Source organism: Pseudarthrobacter siccitolerans (assembly GCF_001046895.1).
GTDB classification, from domain to species: Bacteria; Actinomycetota; Actinomycetes; order Actinomycetales; family Micrococcaceae; genus Arthrobacter; species Arthrobacter siccitolerans.
In genome coordinates, this window is the sequence record NZ_CAQI01000053.1 from 98,507 (window position 1) to 116,972 (window position 18,466).

Here is an 18,466-nt window from a genome sequence, read left to right on the forward strand (position 1 = left end):
GATACGGCAGTAGAATGGCACCATGACGGACAGGCCCCGGCGCAGACAGCACGTGCCTTCAGGCACGGGGCAAGCAGCGGCGCTGATACTGGCGGCGCTCCTGCTGTTGCCTGCCTGCTCCCCCGGCCAGGGCGGCGGCACTCCGTCCGGTGGTACCCCGGCGAGCCCCACAGTTTCCGCTTCATCATCCGCTTCGCCCACCCCCACCGGCAGCACGGCCCCGGACGCCGAATCAACCGTACCGGCTCCCGCACCGGAGCCACCCGTTGGGCCATCGTCCGGTCCGGGACAAGGCAATGCCGAGCTGGCGATCACGCTTAAACCCTCAGCCGGCGAACCGGAAGTCCACTACACACTGGTCTGCGTCAACGGCGTACCCGACGCCGAAAGCAAGCACCCCACCGCCGATGCTGCCTGCGCGGCACTGAAAAACAACGCGGGCCTGCTGGCCTCCCCTGCCCTTCGGACCGACCAGGCGTGCACTGAGCAATACGGCGGCCCCCAGGAAGCCACTGTCACCGGCGTGGTGGACGGCGTACCTGTCGACGACGCCTTCAAACGCACCAACGGTTGCGAGATCAGCTCCTGGAATGCCGCGAAGGACGTCATCGGTGCCACCGGTGGAGCAGCTTAGCGTCCTGGCGGCGGACGAGTGGCGGGCAAGGGAGGAAGCCCACCAGCAGCGCGTCAGCCGCTATGCGGACCCCTACATTGCCCGTCGTTCTGCCGGGCAAAAGCATCCGGTGGAAGACTTCCTGTTCACGTACTACACCCAGAAACCAGGCCAGCTCCGGCGCTGGCACCCGGGTGCCGGCATCGTCCTTGCGGGCGGTGAAGCGGCCGCCCGCAGCGGCTGGAAACACTACCGGACGCTCGACGACGGCGAACTCGCCGCCCTGGGGCTGCCGGCAGGAAGTACCGCGGTCACCATGGACCTGGACGGCTTTCTTGCCGACCGCAAGGATGCCGTCTCCTTTGCCGGCATCATCCTCCGCGGCACCGCTGCGCGGCCGGCCCAGTTTGGCTGCTTCGGCCTGCATGAATGGGCCATGGTCTACCACCAGGACCGTTTCGACCTGCGGCACGAGTACCTGCAACTGCGCCTCGGTCCGGCAGGGACGGACAAGGTGGTGGAGGACAACCGGATCCGCTGCACCCACTTTGATGCCTTCCGCTTCTACACACCGGACGCCATCCCGCTCAACGAACTGGCCCCCAGCCGGGAGTCCCAGCGGCATCTGGAGCAGCCGGGCTGCCTGCACGCCAACATGGACCTGTACAAATGGGCCTACAAACTGCTGCCGGCCCTGCCCAGTGAACTGGTGATGGACTGCTTTGAACTCTCCTGGCGCATCCGGACCATGGACATGCAGGCTTCCCCTTACGACCTCGCCGAGTGGGGTTATCCGGCCATTCCCATCGAAACCCCGCAGGGCAAGGCCGCCTACGTGGAACACCAGCGTTCGTTCGCCGCAGAGGCAGCGGGGCTCCGGGAAAAGCTTGCTCTGGAGCTTGCCGCACTTTCCAGGAGCCGTGCGGCATGATCGACCTGACCATCAGGCTGCGGGAGGACCCTGACGCAGCCGAATACCTCTTCCGGCTGGTAGCCGACGATGACGGCCCGTCGGCTGAAAGCACCCTGCCGGACCCGGAAGCTGCACTGAGCGCAGTCCGGGAGCACGGCGAGGACGTTTTCTTCCCGAAACCCGGGCCACCCAAACTGTGCACCCAGCAGTACGGCGGACCGCAGGTTGCCGTGGTCACCGGGACGCTCGAGGGGCGGGCTGTGGAGTCGGTTTTCACACGGACCGACGGCTGCGAAATCGCCCGCTGGAGAGCAATGGCACCGCTGCTGGGCAGCGCGGGTGGCGCCTGGGACAACACCTAGGCCTACAAGCAAAAAGCAGGGTCCCGGGTGGTTCAACCACCCGGGACCCTGCTTTGTAAAACAACCGGCTGCTAGGCGGCAGGCACGCCGTTCGCGAAGGTTACCTGCGGAGCTCCGGACGGGGCAGCGGAGGCTGCACCCACCTGTACGTTGACCCAGGTCCTGATGCCGTTATCGCCCAGGCTCAGGCGCGACAGGTAGGTCCCTTCGGACAGGCCTGTCCAGGACAGGGTGGCCGAGGTGGCGGTGCCGTTGGGAGCCACGATCGGGTTCGGGTCCACCGTCAGATTGCCGGCATCCCCGGCGAAGGAAACCGCCTGGACCGCTGCACTGGCCGGTCCGTTGCCCGGGGTTGAGTAAAGGTTGGCCACGATGTAGTAAGTGCCGGCGCGTGGCGCCTCCAGATCCAGGAACTCGCTGGCGGAAGCGGTGGCCACCTGGGTGGCGGTCAGCCCTCCCAGCGCATTCGGCGCGAATACCACCATGTCCCAGTCGACGTCGTTGGATTGGGCCTGGACACCCAGGCGGGCGAAGGACGCCCCTTCCGGCACTGCCACCTGGACCAGCGCGTTGTGCTCATCGTTGGCCGGTGCGTATGGGCCGGGGGTCTTGGTGATGGCCGTCTGGCTCAGCGGAGCGAGGCCTTCCACCCCTACCTTGATGGGGGTATCCGACCCGGAGACCAGCTCCATGGTTCCGCTGCCGGTTCCCGTGGACGACCTGAAGGAGAACGACGGCGCGATCTGCGCGTCGACCGGCCTGACCGCGATCGGCGAACTCACAGTGCGCGGACCCTTCCAGGTGAGGTTTCCGGTGCTGAACTTGCCCATCGGGGCACTCACGTTCCTGATGGTCAGGGTAACTTCACGCGACTGGCCCTCCTTGGAGAAGTTCAGTACCTTGGGCTCGACGTCGACATTGAAGCCTGGCAGGTTGACCTCGGGCCGGTACATGCCGGGGACCAGGGCGGTCAGCTGGCGCTTGACCTGGACTTCGCCTACCAGGCTGCCGAGCGCGATGGATGGCAGGTTCAAGTCCCGGGCGGCGATGGTGCCGGCTTGTGGAGCACCGGTGTCCACTCCTTGGCCATTGAGGAAGGCCAGCCAGTCCTTGACGCCGGATTCGTAGACCAGACCGGGATCCAGGACACGGGTTGAGTCGATGTGCCCGGCCCCGCCCTGGAACGGATCCGTATTGGGTGAACCGTCGGCGTTGACCAGCGGATAGGCGGTGGTCATCATGGCCGACTTAACCGTGGCGGGGGTCCACAGGGGCTGCTTGCCCAGTACCAGTGCGCCGAAACCGGCAATATGCGGTGCCGCCATGGAGGTGCCGGACATAAATCCGAACTGTGCGCCGTGGTTGCCGATGGTGGAGACGCCGGCCAGGACATTGACGCCGGGGGCCGCGATGTCCGGCTTCAGCAGGTCGCCGCCGGAAGCAAGGCTGGGGCCGCGGGACGAGAAGCCCGCGATCTGCGGCGCGGGGGCCGGTGGTTCACCGGTCAGGTCTCCCTTGACCAGGCTGACAGTCAGCGCGGGATTGGCTTCCAGCTTGGACTTCAGTTCCAGGCTCGTCGGGGCGTTCACATGGACGGTGGGCAGCACGTGGTTGTCCGCGTCTTCGGAGCTGCTGGTGAGGTTCACCAGGATCATTCCGACGCCGCCCTTGTCCTTGACCTCCTGGCTCTTGGCCGTCCTGTCCACCACGCCGCGGTCGCACACCACTACCTTGCCTGCCACCTTGGCGGCATCAAGCGAGCCGGGGCCACAGAGGTTTGGATTGGCGGCACCTGCTGCTGCCGCGACGGCCGCGACAACAACCGGCTTGTCCGCCACTTCAGATTTCATGATCGAAGCTCCCCGGTACAGCGAACCGTCCGAGACCTTGACGGTTCCCAGCAGCTCACTGGGGAACGTGGATGCAGCCACCGTGGTCAGCCATGGCGCGGCGTGGTTGACGGTGGACACCGTGGGCCCGGAGTTGCCGGCGGAGGCCGACACAAAAACGCCGGCGGCGGCAGCATTCAGGAAGGCCAGCGCCACAGGATCGGTGGTGCTGTTGTTGTTTCCTGAGATGGAGTAGTTCAGGACATCCACGCCGTCCTTGACGGCCGCGTCCACTGCCTCCACCGCAGCGGAGGAGTAGCAGCCGCCGGTATCCGGGTTGGTGTCCTCCCAGCAGATCTTGTAGACGGAGACCTTTGCAGCGGGGGCGACGCCGGAGCTCTTGCCGAAGCCGGCGCCGTCAATGACCTGCTCCACGTTCGCGTTGCCGGCTGCTGTTGTGGCGGTGTGGGTGCCGTGGCTGCCCACGTCCACCGGTGAAATAAGTTCCTGCGGAGCACGGTTCGCCGGTGGCACGTACTGCAGGAAGGAATCGGCGAAGTACCTGGCGCCGATGACCTTGGAGTTGCACAAGGAACCGTCGAAGGACGCACCAGTTCCCTGGCCCTTCTGGCAATCACCCTCGAAGGTGGAGCCATCGGCCTTGAGCATGGCGATCTTGCCCTCCGGCGTGCGGTAGGGGACGCCCACCTGCGCCGGGCCGCTCAGCGGCTGCACGGGTTCGCCCTGGAGGAAGGGGTTATCGGGAGCGTAGCCGGAGTCGATGACACCCACCACAACACCCTTGCCGGCGTTGGTTTCCCCGCCAAACTGTGTGGCCCACATGCCGTCCGGCCCGGTCAGCTTGAGGAAATCCGACGTGGTGTAATCCGGGGCATTTTCCGCGTCCGGCGTCACTGCCAGGACCTTGTTGTTCCGGGACAACTCCATGGCCTGCGCCGCAGTCAGCTGGGCGCTGAAGCCGTTGAGGGCAGCGGTGAACTGCTTTTGCGGCGTAACCCCCTGGCTGGCGGCGATGTCCTGCTGCTGCTTGCGGAGGTGCGCATCGTAGGCCTTGTAGTTGGCGCTTCCCGTATCCAGCTTGCGGCCATTCTGCGGTTTGGTGGGCGCGAGCCCCGGCGTTTCGCCCTCATACGCGGCGGCTGCCGCGCCCGCGACGACGACAATGTAGCGGCCGTCCCTGAACTCGGCCGGCGCTGCATTCTTTGCAGCGACCGCCAAGTCCTGGCCTACCGGCGCCGCGGTAGCGGGGCTTCCGGCCAACGGGGTGAGGAGAAGCGGCAATCCCACGGCCAATGCCGCAGCCTTCCGGAATCCCCCGCCCCGCAAGGGGCTCTTTCCAGTAGATCTCACGTGCAACCCTTTCATGAGGAACCGGCCCAGCCATGGTTGGGGGGCCAGAAACGACAGGCGCGGCACACGAAGTTACAGGTTTTGTCATTCCGTGACACCGGCTGACTCAAAGGCTACAGACTGATAGCCAAATATGACATAGGGCACAAAAGCGGATTTTGCGCCTGTCACTGCCGTCCCCCAACAGGGCGGAGGGAAGCAAGAAATGACGCCCGGGCGGTTACTCCGGCAACGTCACGCAGGGTGCCGGACCGGCTATTCCCGGGGCGTCCTGACGACGTCGCTGATCCACTGCCTGGTCTTTTCATCCATTGGGCCGGCAACCCGGTTCTCCCGGGCGAACCGGTCGGCCTTGATCTTCTGCAGGACCATTCGTCCGAGGCCGGCAAACACTGCGGCGGCCATCACCGGCAACAGCACGGATCTCGATTTCTCAGCCATTCGGCAATCCTAGTGACACCACCAGAACAACTCCAGAACCCAGACAAAAGTGCCCCGGCCCACTCCTCAAAAGCCCCTCACCTCACGTCGCTTCAAGCCGGGATGAGGGCGGAAACAGGCCGAATACAGGGTGTGGCGCTCCGGCCGGTAGAATGGACTAGCAAGCTCGCGGAGCGCCCGTCCACCATGTCTTTCAATGTGTCCCCCAACACCTCGGTACGGCGTGAGACGGCACCAGTGAGCTGCGCCCTTACCCAAGCTCACGCACAGGAGTTACCGGATGCCCCGGATCGTTGTTGACGTCATGCCCAAGCCCGAGATTCTGGACCCGCAGGGGAAGGCTATCGTCGGCGCCCTGCCTCGGCTGGGCTTCACCAGCTTCAGCTCTGTCCGCCAGGGCAAGCGTTTCGAACTGACGGTCGACGGCGAGGTGACCGAGGACATCCTGGCCCAGGCACGCGATGCCGCAGCGACCCTCCTGTCCAACCCCGTGATCGAAGACGTCGTCAACGTCGAGGTCGTCGAGGCCTGACATGACTGAACTTCCCCTGATCGGCGAGGCAATCGCCGTGGCAGCCGACGCCTCTGGTGCTCGCGGGCTCGCTGGCGCGCGAATCGGCGTCGTCACCTTCCCGGGCACCCTCGATGACCGCGACGCCGCCCGTGCCGTCCGCCTCGCCGGCGGCACCGCCGTCGAGCTCTGGCACGCGGACGTCGAACTCGGCGACGTGGACGCCGTGGTTATTCCCGGCGGTTTCTCCTACGGTGACTACCTCCGCGCCGGAGCCATCGCCCGCTTCGCACCGCTGATGTCCAAAATCATCGACGCCGCCAACAGCGACGCCAAGCTGCCCGTGCTCGGCATCTGCAACGGCTTCCAGATCCTCACCGAGTCGCACCTGCTGCCCGGTTCAATGATCAAGAACGACCACCTGAAGTTCATGTGCCGCGACCAGGTGCTGCGCGTCGAGAACAGCAACACCGCCTGGACGCTGGACTACCAGGCGGGCCAGGAAATCACTGTGCCGCTGAAGAACCAGGACGGCCAGTACATCGCTGACGAGAAGACCCTTGACGCGCTCGAGGCCGAGGGCCGCGTGGTGTTCCGCTACGTCGGGTTCAACCCGAACGGCTCGCGCCGGGACATCGCCGGCATCTCCAACGCCGCCGGCAACGTGGTGGGCCTGATGCCGCACCCCGAGCACGCTGTGGAGGCCGGATTCGGCCCGGAGTCGCTTGACGGCATCGGCGGGTCCGATACCGACGGGCTGGGCTTCTTCACCTCCGTTTTGACCAAGATTGTGGGAGGCGACAAGTGAGCATCGAAACCACCAAGAAGTTCAATATCGACACTGTCGAGAACGCCGCGAAGACCCCGGACACCGAACTGCCCTGGGCCGAGCTGGGCCTGAAGCAGAACGAGTTCGACGAGATCGTAAAGGTCCTGGGCCGCCGCCCCACCGGCGCCGAGCTCGCCATGTACTCCGTGATGTGGAGCGAGCACTGCTCCTACAAGTCCTCCAAGAACCACCTGCGCCAGTTCGGCGAAAAGGTGACCCCGGAGATGAAGAAGGACATGCTGGTGGGCATCGGCGAAAACGCCGGCGTGACCAACCTCGGGGACGGCTGGGCCGTGACCTTCAAGATCGAGTCGCACAACTCGCCGTCGTTCGTTGAGCCCTACCAGGGTGCGGCGACCGGCATCGGCGGCATTGTCCGCGACATCATCTCCATGGGCGCCCGCCCTGTTGCCGTGATGGACCCGCTGCGATTCGGCGCGATCGACCACCCGGACACCGCCCGCGTCATGCACGGTGCCGTGGCCGGCATCGGCGGTTACGGCAACTCGCTGGGCCTGCCGAACATCGGCGGCGAAATGGTCTTCGACTCGGTGTACCAGGGCAACCCGCTGGTCAACGCCCTCGCGGTTGGCGTGATGCGCCACGAGGACATCCGCCTCGCCAACGCCTCCGGCAAGGGCAACAAGGTGGTCCTGTTCGGTGCGCGCACCGGCGGCGACGGCATCGGCGGCGCCTCCGTGCTCGCCTCGGAGTCCTTCGATGACACCAAGCCCTCCAAGCGCCCCGCGGTGCAGGTGGGCGACCCCTTCGCCGAAAAGGTCCTTATCGAGTGCTGCCTGGAGCTGTTCAAGGGCTCCCTGGTAGAAGGCATCCAGGACCTCGGCGCCGCCGGCATCTCCTGCGCCACCTCCGAACTGGCTTCCAACGGCGACGGCGGCATGCAGGTTGAGCTGACCTCCGTGCTGCTGCGCGACCCCACGCTGACCCCGGGCGAAATCCTGATGTCTGAGTCGCAGGAACGCATGATGGCCGTTGTCACCCCGGAGAACGTTGCGGCGTTCGAAGCCGTGATGGACAAGTGGGCTGTTGAATACGCCTGGCTGGGCGAGGTGACCGATACCGGCCGCCTCATCATCACCTGGGAAGGCGAGGTGATTGTCGACGTCGATCCCCGCACCGTGGCACACGACGGTCCGGTCTACGACCGCCCGTTTGCCCGTCCCGAGTGGCAGGACGCCGTCCAGGCAGACACCTTCACCGGCTCCGTTCAGGACGCCGGCCGGCCCTCCGCCCCGGCTGAGCTCGCGGCCGCTGTGACTGAACTCGTGGCATCGCCGAACATGTGCTCCAAGGCCTGGATCACCAACCAGTACGACCGGTACGTGGGCGGCAACACCTCCATGGCGTTCCCCGACGACGCCGGTGTGGTCCGCGTGGACGAGGAAACGGGCCTGGGCGTTGCCTTGGCCACAGACGCCAACGGCCGTTACACCTACCTCGATCCGTACCACGGCGCGCAGCTGGCCCTGGCTGAGGCGTACCGTAACGTTGCCACCTCCGGCGCCGTTCCGATGGCCGTCAGCGACTGCCTGAACTTTGGCTCCCCCGAGGACCCGGACGTGATGTGGCAGCTGGCCGAGGCCATCCGCGGCCTGTCCGACGCCTGCCAGGTGCTCGGCGTCCCGGTCACCGGCGGCAACGTCTCGCTGTACAACCAGACCGGCACCACGCCGATCCATCCCTCCCCCGTGGTGGCAGTGCTGGGCAAGCTCGACGACGTCGCCCGGCGCACGCCGTCGGGCTGGCGTGAGGACGGCCAGGCAATCTACCTGCTGGGCACCACGGCTGCCGAGCTCGACGGCTCCGAGTGGGCCAACATGCGCGGCCACCTGGGCGGCCAGCCGCCCAAGGTTGACCTCGACGCCGAACGCGCCCTGGGCGAGATCCTGATCAACGCCTCACGCGACGGCATGATCGACTCCGCCCACGACCTCTCCGAAGGCGGCCTCGCGGCTGCCCTGGTGGAGTCCTCGCTGCGCTACGGCGTAGGCGCCCGGATCGCGCTGCAGGATGTTCTGGACCGGGACGGCGTGGACCTGTTCACGGCGCTGTTCTCCGAGTCCCAGGGCCGCGCTGTTGTGGGCGTGCCCCGCTCGGAGGAAGTCCGCTTCACGGATATGTGCACCGCCCGCGGCTTCGCCCACACCCGCATCGGCGTGGTGGACGCTGCCAGCGGAACCCTGGACATCAACGGGGTGGAGAGCCTGTCCCTGGACACCCTCCGCGAAGCCCACGAAGGAACCCTGCCGAAGTACTTCGGCTGATCCCACCCTCCCCCACCACGCTCGCCTCGCAGGCTCAGACAGGGAACCTTGGCGGCGTGGGCCACATCGATTGCTCTGCAGTCGTCGTTTTGAACCCTCAAAACGACGACTGCGGAGCAATCGATTTTTAAGTGGCCTTTCTCCAGCCGGCCTGCACCAACGCACTCCGCACCTTCACGACAGCGGCTTTGGCGTCGTTGTGCATGTGTCGTTTGGAGATCCTGACCTCGGTCCAGCCCAGGGCGGCGTAGCGCTCCGATCGTTCGATGTCCCGAACGATCTGGCCTTCTTCGCCGTGGTGTTCACCCTCATACTCGATCCCGATCCGGTACTTCCGGTAGGAGAGATCCGGCTCGTGGTGCCGTGTTCCATCCGCCGAGATGATGGGAACGTTCAGCTCGGGTTCGGGCAGTCCGGCCCGCAGCACAGCCAGCCGGAGCAGTGTTTCCTGGGGTGAGTCTGAGCCAACGCGGACCAGTTTGATCGCCTCTTTGGCTTTCCTCAGCCCACGCTTTCCCTTGTGCCTGTCGATCATTCGTTGAAGGTCGGCGATGTTGCACAGCGGCATATCCCGGCCCTCAAACTCCGGACGGGGCACACGGACACAGCTGTCCCCCGCCACCACAAGCTCGTCCACGCTGAGCAATTCAGCGAGGTCAAGCCACGTGCGCTCCGGCGTAGTGACCGGTATACCCTGATGGACCGTCACTTCGTCGTCGTAGAGCTTCATTCGGTGCACGATCACATGCGGCCGGTTGAGATGTGCTGCACCCTCGGGACGGATGATGTGAAACATATCGTTTGGCTCCTTTCGCTGTCGACGCGGCAGTAAAAGGAGCTCCTCCGCCGTGAGATGCGACGCTGCGCATCTCTCGTTGACCTCTATGAAGGGGCGCACCCTGGCACTCAAGGGGAGCTCCGCCGTCGTGCGTTCCATGCGGATGCCCCTGCCATGGCGCTCCAATGACCCGTGCCGCCAGCGCCGCGAAGACACTCCCGTGAGCGAGGCGTCAGCAAGGGTGAAGGGGCGTCCCCGGAGCTCCTCCGGCAACGGGCGTGGGGTCTTCATCGGTCCATAAGACCAGATTTGGGGAAAGACCGCAGAAGTTATCCACATCCACCATCGATTGCTCCGTAGATGCCGTTTTCCCGTACCAAAACGACATCTATGGAGCAATCGATGGGGTCAATCAGTCCTCGCTGTGCAGCTCCCGCTGCCGGGCGCTGAGCAGTTCGATTTCGGGCCGCGCGGCCACAAGGCGTTCGACGGCGGCCAGCACCTCCACGAGGTGGGCGCGGTCCGCTGCCACGAGGCCGACGCCCAGCCGGGTGCGGCGGTACTGGTCGTGATCGCCCACCTCGGCGACGGAAACGTCGAACCGGCGCTTGACCTCGGCAATCAACGGCCTGACGACGGAGCGCTTTTCCTTGAGGCTCTGAACGTCACCGAGGAGGATGTCGAATTCGATCCAGCCGATCCACATCAGATGGTGAGCTCCCCCATGCGGTCCCAGGCGTCGCCGTCGAGCTGGCGGCTGATGATCCGGGGCGTTTCGGCGAGGGCCTGGGGCATGTCTGCCATGGCCTGCTTGAAGTGCGGGCTGTTGACGTGGTCGCCGGCGGCATCGTCCTTGAAGGCTTCCACCAGGACGTACTCGTTCGGGTCCTCGAGGCTGCGGGACCAGTCAAACCAGAGGTTCCCCGGCTCCTGCCGCGTGGCTTCAGTGAAGCCGGCCACCAGGCCGGGCCAGCGCTCGGACCATTCCGGCTTGACCTTGAACTTGACGACGATAAAAATCACGGGCGTAGTCCTTCCGCGGCGAGTTGGCGTGCCCCTTCAATGTACCGGGAAGTAACGTAGCGCTGCGCCGCCCGGGTCACCAGTCCGCCGGCCGCGTAGAACCAGTTGCCCGGTTTGCTGAAGGCGCGGATCCGCAGGTGTACATCGGCGCCGCCGTTGATCTCCACTTCGAAGGATTCCTCGCCGCGGGCCGGGTGGCCCGGCAGGGCTCCGTACCCAAATCCCGCTGACTGCGGCACATCCGCCGGCAGGGGTTCACGGACCCACACCACCTCGCAGGGTGCATTCAAGCGAAAAGGCCCGACGCCGAAGCCGCTCACCACCCGCGCTCCCGGCACCACCCTTGGCGAATCCGTACGCACCCGGAGGCCGGCCCGGCGCTGCAGCTCCCAGGAAAGGATGCCGGCGGCCACCCGCCTGTACACCGCGAAGCCCGTACCCAGCTGGACCTCTTCCAGGACGCTGGCGTATCCCTCCGGCGCAAGCCCGTGTTCGGTGCCCCCAATTCCGGGGTAATCAAGGTGGTGCACCCTGCCCTGGGGCGACCTGTTGGCTTTCACTGGTTGACGCCCCGGGAGCCTGCCAGGCGGGCCCAGCCAAGCTGTTCCTGCTGCTTCCTGGTCAAGCCTGCAACCACGAGATCGTAGGAATCCTCCACCATGTCCCGGATCATGTCGTCCGGCAGCGTCCCGTCCAGGCGGACGCCGTTCCAGTGTGTCTTGTTCATGTGCCACGCGCCGGTAATCTCGGGGTGCGCGGCGCGCAGCTGCACAGCGAGGGTCGGCTCGCATTTGAGGTTGACGTACAAGTCCCGGGGATCCATGCTGCTTAGCGCGAAGAGCTTCGCCTCATGCCTTGCACCCCCGGCGATGTTGGCGCGGACCTTGAACACGGCGGTCTCCGGACCGAACGGATAATCCTCGTAGGCGCCGGGAAACGCGAGGCAGATATTCCTCAATGCAGCAAGGTCCATGCAGGAAGCCTATAAAGCCGGCTGCCGCGGTGCTAGTCTGCGAGGATGTCACACGATCAGGGGCCCATTCCTGTTCTGGACCTGGGCAAGGCACGGCAGGACGACGGTTCATTCAGCCCCGACTTCATCGAGCAGCTGCGCCACGCGACGCACCATGTGGGTTTCTTCCAAATCACCGGTTACGGCGCGTCCCCCGGCCAGCCTGAACGGCTGCTGGACCTGATCAGGCGGTTCTTTGCACTGCCGCTGGAAGAGAGGATGAAGCTGGACAACCGGCTTTCCCCGCATTTCCGCGGCTACACGCGGATGGGCACCGAGGTGACCCAGGGACGGGCGGATGCGCGGGAACAGATCGATTACTCGCCCGAACGCGAGCCGGTCACCGATTACCCGGAGGACCAGCCGTATTGGCTGCTCCAGGGCCCGAATCTCTGGCCGGAGGACTCCTTCCCGGAGCTCAAACCGGCCGCCATGGAGTGGGCCGAACTGATTTCGCGGGTGGGCATGGAACTGCTCCGGGCCATCGCGGTCTCACTGAAACTGCCGGAAGACTACTTCGACGAGCCTTTCCAGGGTTCCCCCGCCTGGATGGGAAAACTGGTCCATTACGTGGGCGGCGTGGTGGAGGCGGCCGGCGACCAGGGCGTGGGCTCGCATGCGGACTACGGGTTCGTCACCCTCCTGCTGCAGGACGACATCGGCGGGCTGGAGGTTCTTCCGCCCGGGGCAACTAACTGGTTGCCCGTGGAGCCCATCCCCGGAGCCCTGGTGGTGAACCTGGGCGAGATGCTCGAAGTCGCTACCGAAGGCTACCTGGTGGCCACGATTCACCGGGTCCAGGCGCCGCCTCCGGGCGTGGACAGGTATTCGGTCCCATTCTTCTGGTCGCCCCGGCTGGACGCGGTCATCGACCCCGTCCCGCTGCCGCCCGAACTCAAGGCGGAAGCGCGGGGCATCTCGGGTGACCCCGCCAATCCGCTGTTAGCTTCCTACGGGATGAATATGCTCAAGGGCAGGATGCGGGCCCACCCGGACGTAACGGAGCGCCATTATCCGGAGCTCCTTACGCGCTAAATCTGCAGGAACGTCAGAGGTTGTATTTCCAGGCCTGCTGGGCGGGGCAGGAATCCATCACAACGTCCAGCCCGGCGGCCTTGGCCCGTTCCGCCGCGGCCTCATCGATGACGCCCAGCTGCAGCCACACCGCTTTCGCTCCCACCGCAATGGCCTGGTCCACCACGTCCCCCACCTTTTGCGAGTTCACAAAGCAGTCCACGACGTCGATGGGATGCTTTTCGGGAGGAATGTCGCCAAGGCTGCGGTAGCCCGTTTCCCCGTGCACAGGTTCGCCCGGAAGGTTGACGGGGATGATCTCCATCCCCAGCCGGTCCCGGATAAAAAGCGAGGTGTCGTAAGCTGCACGCCACTCATTCGTAGTGAGGCCAACGATGGCCCAGCGGCCCTTGGTCCGCATCAGGCGTTCAACAACGGCAGGATCATTTTTGTGGCCCATGGGCTTAGCCTACGTTGCCCGCCCGCTACCGGTTGAACTTCTGCAGCCAGCTTTTGCCGGGGACAGCGGCCAAGGCACTGCCGGCGGTGTCCGCGGCCGACTGCAGCGTTTCACCCGCCACCCCGGCAAGGACCCCGGGAACGGCACCCACCACCGTGCTTGGCGCGTCGGAAACACCAGGGGTGCCCTGTCCGGCGGCATGCTCCGGCTGCCCCGCAGCGCCCTCCTTTGCGGGGGCGGCAGCCCCGGCGTCGGCCTTTCCGGCCCCCTCAGCAACACCCTGCCCCGCGCGGGCCGGTCCGTTGGCCCTTCCGTCGGCACCGGGCGCGGCAGGGATTTCCGCGGGCGCCGGGCCGCGGCGGGAAACTGCAGGGTCTTCCGCCGCGCCGCCACTGCTGGGCGGGCTGCCCGCTGCTTCGCTGACTTCCGGTCCGGAATCTGCTGGTTGCCCTGCTTCCGATGGGCTGCCGGGCACGGCTTCCGGCCGCACCGAACCGGCGGCGGCCTGCGGCACCGGAAGGCTCCAGCCGGGCGCCCAGTCCTTGAGCAGATGCTGGATGGAAGGACTGCCAGGCTGTCCGGGAGGAAGCGAGCTGGCAGCGACTCCGCCCGCACCCATTCCCATCCCGGCTATCAGGGCGATGCCCACCACCGTTGGGCGGTGGGCGCGCAGCCAGCGGCGACGGGCCAGCTCGTCGCCGGCAGATCCGCCGCCGTCTTCTGCCAGCAGCGCGGCAAGGTCGCCGGATGGAGCCGGTGCGGGCAGCGATGCCAGGGCTCCCAGCGAGAGGAGGGCGGAGCGAAGCGCGTCATCCTGCCCGAACCCGGCGTCGAGGAGCATCTCGTCCACGAGGCCCGGCAACACGTTGGCGTGCGGTGTCATGGCTTCAGGTACTCCTTCACGGCCGAAAGTTCGCGGAGCTTACCCAGTGCCCGTCGTTGAAGCTGCTTCACTGCACCCGGGCTTTTGCCCAAGGCCTGCGCTGTCTGCTCCACCGTGAGTCCCGCCACGAGGCGCAAAGAGAGGACCTCGCGCTGTTCCCCGGGCAACCCGTCCAGCAGGGCCAGGACCTCTTGCGGGGAAATGCGTTCGAGCGCTTCGGCCTCGGCAGAGGAGTCTTCCCGCTGGTCCAAGTCGGGCTCGAAGGGCAGCCTGGCGGGCATCCGGCTTTGGCGGCGGTGGTCGTCAACCATCCGGGCATGGGCCACGGAGAAGATCAGCGTACGGAGCCCGGCGGAACCGCCGTGGATGGTGCCAAGACGCGGCAGGACGGCCAGGAACACTTCCTGCATGGCCGCCTCCGGATCCTCGACGCCCCGGGCCGTGAGATAACCGAGGACTTGTGATGCATACGTGCGATAGACAGCACTGAAACCGGATGACGCGATGTCCTGGTCCCCAGGGGCCAGGTCAGTCAGTGCATCAGTCACGGACGTAGTGCTTTCAGTCAAAGAGAGGTGGCGTGAAGGAGCAGGCTCCGCTGCATGGAATGCCTTTTCCCCGGATCACTTTACCCCTCGGTAACCACTGTCCAGGTGCGCCACGCGTTGTTGCGGCAGCAGGTGCTTTCCGGACCAAAAATGAAAGAGCCGGCCTGGAACGTGATGGGGGACAAGTTCCAGACCGGCGCTACATAGGGGTAATCGCTTGGGGCACGCCAAGGGTTACGCCCGGAGGCAAAAAACTTTAAGGAATATTCCGGCCCGCTTCAGCGGGCGGCCGCGGTGATCCAGCGGGGCCGGCTTACCTGCCGGCGTGGCCCTGTGGCCAGGCTGAAAGTGTGGGCGTTGGCGGCTGCGCGCCGGTCGTCGCAGTCATCCTGGACGGCCGAGGCGGCCTGGACGGCTGCGGCGGCCTGAACGGTTGGAGCAGGCGTCTGGCGCGACACCGTGCCGGCAGGGCAAAGATCGGTGACAAGTCCTGTGCCTGCGCATTCCCTGACGGCGGCGATACCGGCCGCGAGGGAGGACTTGCTGTCGAAGGGGCCGGAAACGGCCATAACGGTGCCGTCCGGGGCAAGGAGGCGGAACCTGAAAAAGGAATCGTGGTCTACAAACGCTTCGAACTTACCGGCCATAACAAATCCTTCCGTTCTGCGGGTCCGTGTCCGGAGGCGCCATTGCCACCGGCCGGTCCGGGCGCATCACTGCCCCTTATTCCCGCGGGTCTGGTCGAACGATTGGTGATCGGGTCACCGGGTGTACCTAAGAGTCTCGCCCGTAGGCCAGCAGCGCCGCAAGACCTGAGGCGTTAACCCTGTGTAAATTACAGTCATTTTCCTGCCAAACGCACGCGGCGGGCCACCTGTGAAGGTAACCCTCCCCGCTACCTCCCCAATCTCGCAAGCTCGATTGGGGCCCCTCGGTAGCGTGGGCCCAGGCGTGGGCAAATGCGTCAGTCGTTGATGAGGTCGTTGACCACGATGGTCTGGTCCCGGTCCGGGCCGACGCCGATGGCGGAAAAACGCGTACCGGACAGCTTTTCGAGGGCAAGTACGTAGTTGCGGGCATTCTCCGGCAGGTCCGCCAGTGTGCGCGCCCCGGTAATGTCCTCGGTCCAGCCCTCGAAGTACTCGAAGATGGGCACCGCGTGGTGGAACTCGGTCTGCGTCATGGGCATCTCGTCGTGGCGGACGCCGTCCACGTCGTAAGCCACGCAAACGGGGATCTGCTCGATGCCGGTGAGCACGTCGAGCTTGGTGACGAAGTAGTCCGTGAAGCCGTTGACGCGGGAGGCGTGGCGGGCCAGGACGGCGTCGTACCAGCCGCAGCGGCGGGGCCGGCCGGTGTTGACGCCGAATTCGCCGCCGGTCTTTTGCAGGTACACGCCCATCTCGTCGAACAGTTCGGTGGGGAACGGCCCGGCGCCAACGCGCGTGGTGTACGCCTTGATGATGCCGATGGAGCGGGAGATGCGGGTGGGGCCGATGCCCGAGCCCACCGAGGCGCCGCCGGCGGTGGGGTTGGACGAGGTGACGAAGGGGTAGGTGCCGTGGTCAACGTCCAGGAACGTGGCCTGGCCGCCTTCCATCAGCACTACCTTGCCCTCGTCCAGCGCGGTGTTCAGGACCAGCGTGCTGTCGATGACCAGCGGGCGGAGCCGTTCGGCGAAGGACAGGAAGTACTCCACGATCTCGTCCACCACCACGCCGCGCCGGTTGTAGATCTTGACCAGGAGCTCGTTCTTCTGCCGCAGCGATCCTTCCACCTTCTGGCGCAGGATCGATTCGTCAAACACGTCCTGGACGCGGATGCCCAGGCGGGCCACCTTGTCCATGTAGGCAGGGCCGATGCCGCGGCCGGTGGTCCCGATGGCGCGGCTGCCGAGGTAGCGTTCCGTCACCTTGTCCAGCACCTGGTGGTACGGGGCCACGAGGTGGGCGTTGGCGGAGACGCGGAGCTTGGAGGTGTCGGCGCCGCGCGCCTGGAGGCCCTCGATTTCCTGGAAGAGTGCCTCAAGGTTAACCACGCAGCCGTTGCCGATGATGGGGACGGCGTTGGGGCTGAGGATGCCGGCCGGAAGCAGCTTGAGTTCGTATTTTTCACCGCCTACGACGACGGTGTGCCCGGCGTTGTTGCCGCCGTTTGGTTTGACGACATAGTCAACGCGGCCGCCCAGAAGGTCGGTAGCCTTGCCTTTTCCTTCGTCGCCCCACTGGGCTCCTACGATCACAATTGCTGGCATGGGATCCTCCCCCATTCGTTCGGGCTGCCCGGCCCGGCCACAGCGTGGCGGGCCTGTACAGCGCCGTTCATGAGAATGCCCCGAATCGACCGGCCTTCACCGGTCCGCGGGGCGGCACGGCGAAGCAAGAGTTCCGGGGCTCTTACCACCCAAGTTTAGCCGATAGGCGGCTTTGTCCACCCGCCAGGCCGCCGCGGTCCTTCTTGCGGAGCAAAAGGACTCCGCAAGGGACCGCAGCGGCCTTCGGCAGCTGCTACTCGCCGTCGGCCTCCTCGCCCGGGCGGGAGGTCTGGGTGGCGAGGCTGTCCCAGAAGGAGGTGTCGGCGTCGGCAATGGACCCGTCAGCGATGGCAGCGGCCGTGGCAGTGAGCGTGGTGACCGTCTGCTTGATCAGGTACCCGTTGCTGCGGAGGCCCAAGGCGTATCCGTCCAGGTAGTGGTCCGACATGCCGCGCATCTCGAACAGCAGGGTTGCGATGTTGTATTCGACGGCGATGCCGTTGCGGCTGATGGTTTCGGCGCTGCCGCCCACGTACTTGCCGAGGTGGCCCCAGCCGGTGGAATCGACATTGTTGAACACCACGGCGCCCAGCTGCTTGGACTTCTCCACAACTGCAGGATCGGCGTTCGGCGTGGTGGGGTAAAGGATGGAGCCGGAGACAAGCTCGCCGTCACGCTCGCTGCGGGTGCCCTGGTGGTGGAGGTCGATCATGTAGTCGACCTCGTACTTGCGCATCACGTTGTTGTGCAGTGCCTGGGTTTCGGGCTGGACCTTGTCCACGTGGTCGCGGTTGAGGTCCACTTCTTCGGCGTTGTAGCGGGTCATGTTGCGGTCGCCCTTGGCCTGGTAGCCGTCAAGGGAGAAGTTGACGTCACCCATGGCACCGTCTGCGTTCAGCATGGGAACGATGAGGATGTTGACTCCATCCAGGACGTCCCCCGACTTTGCGGTGCCGAGGTGCTTGACAAATTCCAGGGCGCCTTCGGTGGTGAGCTGCTCATTGCCGTGCTGCTGGGTCAGGTAGAGGATGGTGGGCTTGGCCGGATCCGAAATGTATTTGACCAGGTGGATGTCCCGCCCCTTCACGGTCTGGCCGATGACTTCCAGTTCCATGGCCTGCTGGCGGGCGTCCTGGTCTTTGAGGAATGACACCATCTGGTCGTACGTGGCCAGCTTCGAGGTGGTGATCTGGCCGTTCCCGTCATAGTTGGGCCCTTCGCCTACGGCCATCGCCGGTGCCGGAACGGTCACTGCTGCCAGGGCCAGGGCTCCGGTCGCGGCCAGGGTCCTGAAAGTTGCCAGGGTTTTTCTCACGGTGCGTTACCTCTTTCGAGTGCAT

General features: G+C 65.6%; 20 protein-coding genes. 7 read left to right on the top strand and 13 right to left on the bottom strand.

The genetic code is table 11. The features are described from left to right. Positions 1-22 precede the first annotated feature (22 nt). Genes ARTSIC4J27_RS17475 through ARTSIC4J27_RS17485 form a run of 3 tightly spaced genes read left to right on the top strand, consistent with a single transcriptional unit; the run spans position 23 to position 1,888 of the window. On the top strand, positions 23-634 hold the full coding sequence (locus ARTSIC4J27_RS17475; protein WP_050056474.1) for an SSI family serine proteinase inhibitor: 612 nt from the start codon (positions 23-25) through the stop codon (positions 632-634). Continuing rightward, positions 591-1,544 carry a hypothetical protein gene (locus tag ARTSIC4J27_RS17480; protein ID WP_050056475.1) on the top strand — a complete coding sequence of 318 codons (954 nt, stop codon included), beginning with the start codon at positions 591-593 and terminating at the stop codon, positions 1,542-1,544. Before ARTSIC4J27_RS17475 ends, ARTSIC4J27_RS17480 begins: the two co-directional genes overlap by 44 nt. Continuing rightward, complete coding sequence (locus ARTSIC4J27_RS17485) at positions 1,541-1,888, top strand: serine protease inhibitor (protein ID WP_050056476.1); 348 nt, start codon at positions 1,541-1,543, stop codon at positions 1,886-1,888. Before ARTSIC4J27_RS17480 ends, ARTSIC4J27_RS17485 begins: the two co-directional genes overlap by 4 nt. 71 nt (positions 1,889-1,959) lie before the next feature. On the opposite strand, the gene ARTSIC4J27_RS17490 is transcribed toward ARTSIC4J27_RS17485, so the two are convergent. Next, positions 1,960-5,064: a S8 family serine peptidase gene (locus ARTSIC4J27_RS17490; protein WP_050056477.1), complete on the bottom strand. Its 3,105-nt coding sequence runs from the start codon at positions 5,062-5,064 to the stop codon at positions 1,960-1,962. Positions 5,065-5,343: 279 nt separating this feature from the next. Further along, the gene (locus tag ARTSIC4J27_RS17495) at positions 5,344-5,529 is read right to left on the bottom strand and encodes a hypothetical protein (RefSeq protein ID WP_050056478.1); all 186 of its coding nucleotides are present in this window, start codon (positions 5,527-5,529) and stop codon (positions 5,344-5,346) included. Positions 5,530-5,809: 280 nt separating this feature from the next. On the opposite strand from ARTSIC4J27_RS17495, the gene purS reads away from it, so the two are divergent. Genes purS through purL form a run of 3 tightly spaced genes read left to right on the top strand, consistent with a single transcriptional unit; the run spans position 5,810 to position 9,154 of the window. Then, positions 5,810-6,061: a phosphoribosylformylglycinamidine synthase subunit PurS gene (gene purS / locus ARTSIC4J27_RS17500; RefSeq protein ID WP_050056479.1), complete on the top strand. Its 252-nt coding sequence runs from the start codon at positions 5,810-5,812 to the stop codon at positions 6,059-6,061. Position 6,062: 1 nt separating this feature from the next. Continuing rightward, positions 6,063-6,848, top strand: coding sequence for a phosphoribosylformylglycinamidine synthase subunit PurQ (gene purQ / locus ARTSIC4J27_RS17505; RefSeq protein WP_050056480.1), 786 nt, complete (start codon positions 6,063-6,065; stop codon positions 6,846-6,848). Continuing rightward, on the top strand, positions 6,845-9,154 hold the full coding sequence (purL, locus tag ARTSIC4J27_RS17510; protein ID WP_050056481.1) for a phosphoribosylformylglycinamidine synthase subunit PurL: 2,310 nt from the start codon (positions 6,845-6,847) through the stop codon (positions 9,152-9,154). Before purQ ends, purL begins: the two co-directional genes overlap by 4 nt. A 127-nt stretch (positions 9,155-9,281) precedes the next feature. Here the strand turns inward: purL and ARTSIC4J27_RS17515 are convergent, their stop codons facing one another. The 5 genes from ARTSIC4J27_RS17515 to ARTSIC4J27_RS17535 all read right to left on the bottom strand — a co-directional run bounded on the left by ARTSIC4J27_RS17515 (position 9,282) and on the right by ARTSIC4J27_RS17535 (position 11,928). Next, the gene (locus tag ARTSIC4J27_RS17515) at positions 9,282-9,950 is read right to left on the bottom strand and encodes a hypothetical protein (RefSeq protein ID WP_050056482.1); all 669 of its coding nucleotides are present in this window, start codon (positions 9,948-9,950) and stop codon (positions 9,282-9,284) included. A gap of 394 nt (positions 9,951-10,344) precedes the next feature. Then, positions 10,345-10,638 carry a DUF503 domain-containing protein gene (locus ARTSIC4J27_RS17520; RefSeq protein ID WP_050056483.1) on the bottom strand — a complete coding sequence of 98 codons (294 nt, stop codon included), beginning with the start codon at positions 10,636-10,638 and terminating at the stop codon, positions 10,345-10,347. Then, positions 10,638-10,955, bottom strand: coding sequence for a putative quinol monooxygenase (locus ARTSIC4J27_RS17525; RefSeq protein ID WP_050056484.1), 318 nt, complete (start codon positions 10,953-10,955; stop codon positions 10,638-10,640). Before ARTSIC4J27_RS17525 ends, ARTSIC4J27_RS17520 begins: the two co-directional genes overlap by 1 nt. Then, positions 10,952-11,515 carry a DUF1990 family protein gene (locus ARTSIC4J27_RS17530; protein WP_050056485.1) on the bottom strand — a complete coding sequence of 188 codons (564 nt, stop codon included), beginning with the start codon at positions 11,513-11,515 and terminating at the stop codon, positions 10,952-10,954. Before ARTSIC4J27_RS17530 ends, ARTSIC4J27_RS17525 begins: the two co-directional genes overlap by 4 nt. Continuing rightward, complete coding sequence (locus ARTSIC4J27_RS17535) at positions 11,512-11,928, bottom strand: MmcQ/YjbR family DNA-binding protein (RefSeq protein WP_050056486.1); 417 nt, start codon at positions 11,926-11,928, stop codon at positions 11,512-11,514. The genes ARTSIC4J27_RS17530 and ARTSIC4J27_RS17535 overlap by 4 nt, the downstream gene beginning before the upstream one ends. 45 nt (positions 11,929-11,973) lie before the next feature. Between ARTSIC4J27_RS17535 and ARTSIC4J27_RS17540 the strand changes: the two genes are divergently transcribed. Next, entirely contained in the window at positions 11,974-13,002 is a 1,029-nt protein-coding gene (locus tag ARTSIC4J27_RS17540) for an isopenicillin N synthase family dioxygenase (RefSeq protein WP_050056487.1), read from the top strand. A gap of 13 nt (positions 13,003-13,015) precedes the next feature. On the opposite strand, the gene ARTSIC4J27_RS17545 is transcribed toward ARTSIC4J27_RS17540, so the two are convergent. The 6 genes from ARTSIC4J27_RS17545 to ARTSIC4J27_RS17570 form a co-directional block, all read right to left on the bottom strand. After that, a complete protein-coding gene (locus tag ARTSIC4J27_RS17545; protein WP_050056488.1) occupies positions 13,016-13,441 on the bottom strand; it encodes a CoA-binding protein in 426 nt (141 codons plus the stop codon). 25 nt (positions 13,442-13,466) lie between these two features. Further along, complete coding sequence (locus tag ARTSIC4J27_RS17550) at positions 13,467-14,324, bottom strand: hypothetical protein (RefSeq protein WP_050056489.1); 858 nt, start codon at positions 14,322-14,324, stop codon at positions 13,467-13,469. After that, positions 14,321-14,872, bottom strand: coding sequence for an RNA polymerase sigma factor (locus ARTSIC4J27_RS17555; protein ID WP_050056490.1), 552 nt, complete (start codon positions 14,870-14,872; stop codon positions 14,321-14,323). Before ARTSIC4J27_RS17555 ends, ARTSIC4J27_RS17550 begins: the two co-directional genes overlap by 4 nt. 278 nt (positions 14,873-15,150) lie before the next feature. Beyond that, on the bottom strand, positions 15,151-15,519 hold the full coding sequence (locus tag ARTSIC4J27_RS17560) for a YegP family protein (protein ID WP_050056491.1): 369 nt from the start codon (positions 15,517-15,519) through the stop codon (positions 15,151-15,153). Positions 15,520-15,836: 317 nt separating this feature from the next. Further along, positions 15,837-17,126: an adenylosuccinate synthase gene (locus ARTSIC4J27_RS17565; protein WP_050056492.1), complete on the bottom strand. Its 1,290-nt coding sequence runs from the start codon at positions 17,124-17,126 to the stop codon at positions 15,837-15,839. A gap of 253 nt (positions 17,127-17,379) precedes the next feature. Then, positions 17,380-18,441 (bottom strand): M14 family zinc carboxypeptidase, encoded by a 1,062-nt coding sequence (locus ARTSIC4J27_RS17570; RefSeq protein ID WP_050056493.1) that lies wholly within the window; start codon positions 18,439-18,441, stop codon positions 17,380-17,382. Positions 18,442-18,466 lie beyond the last annotated feature (25 nt).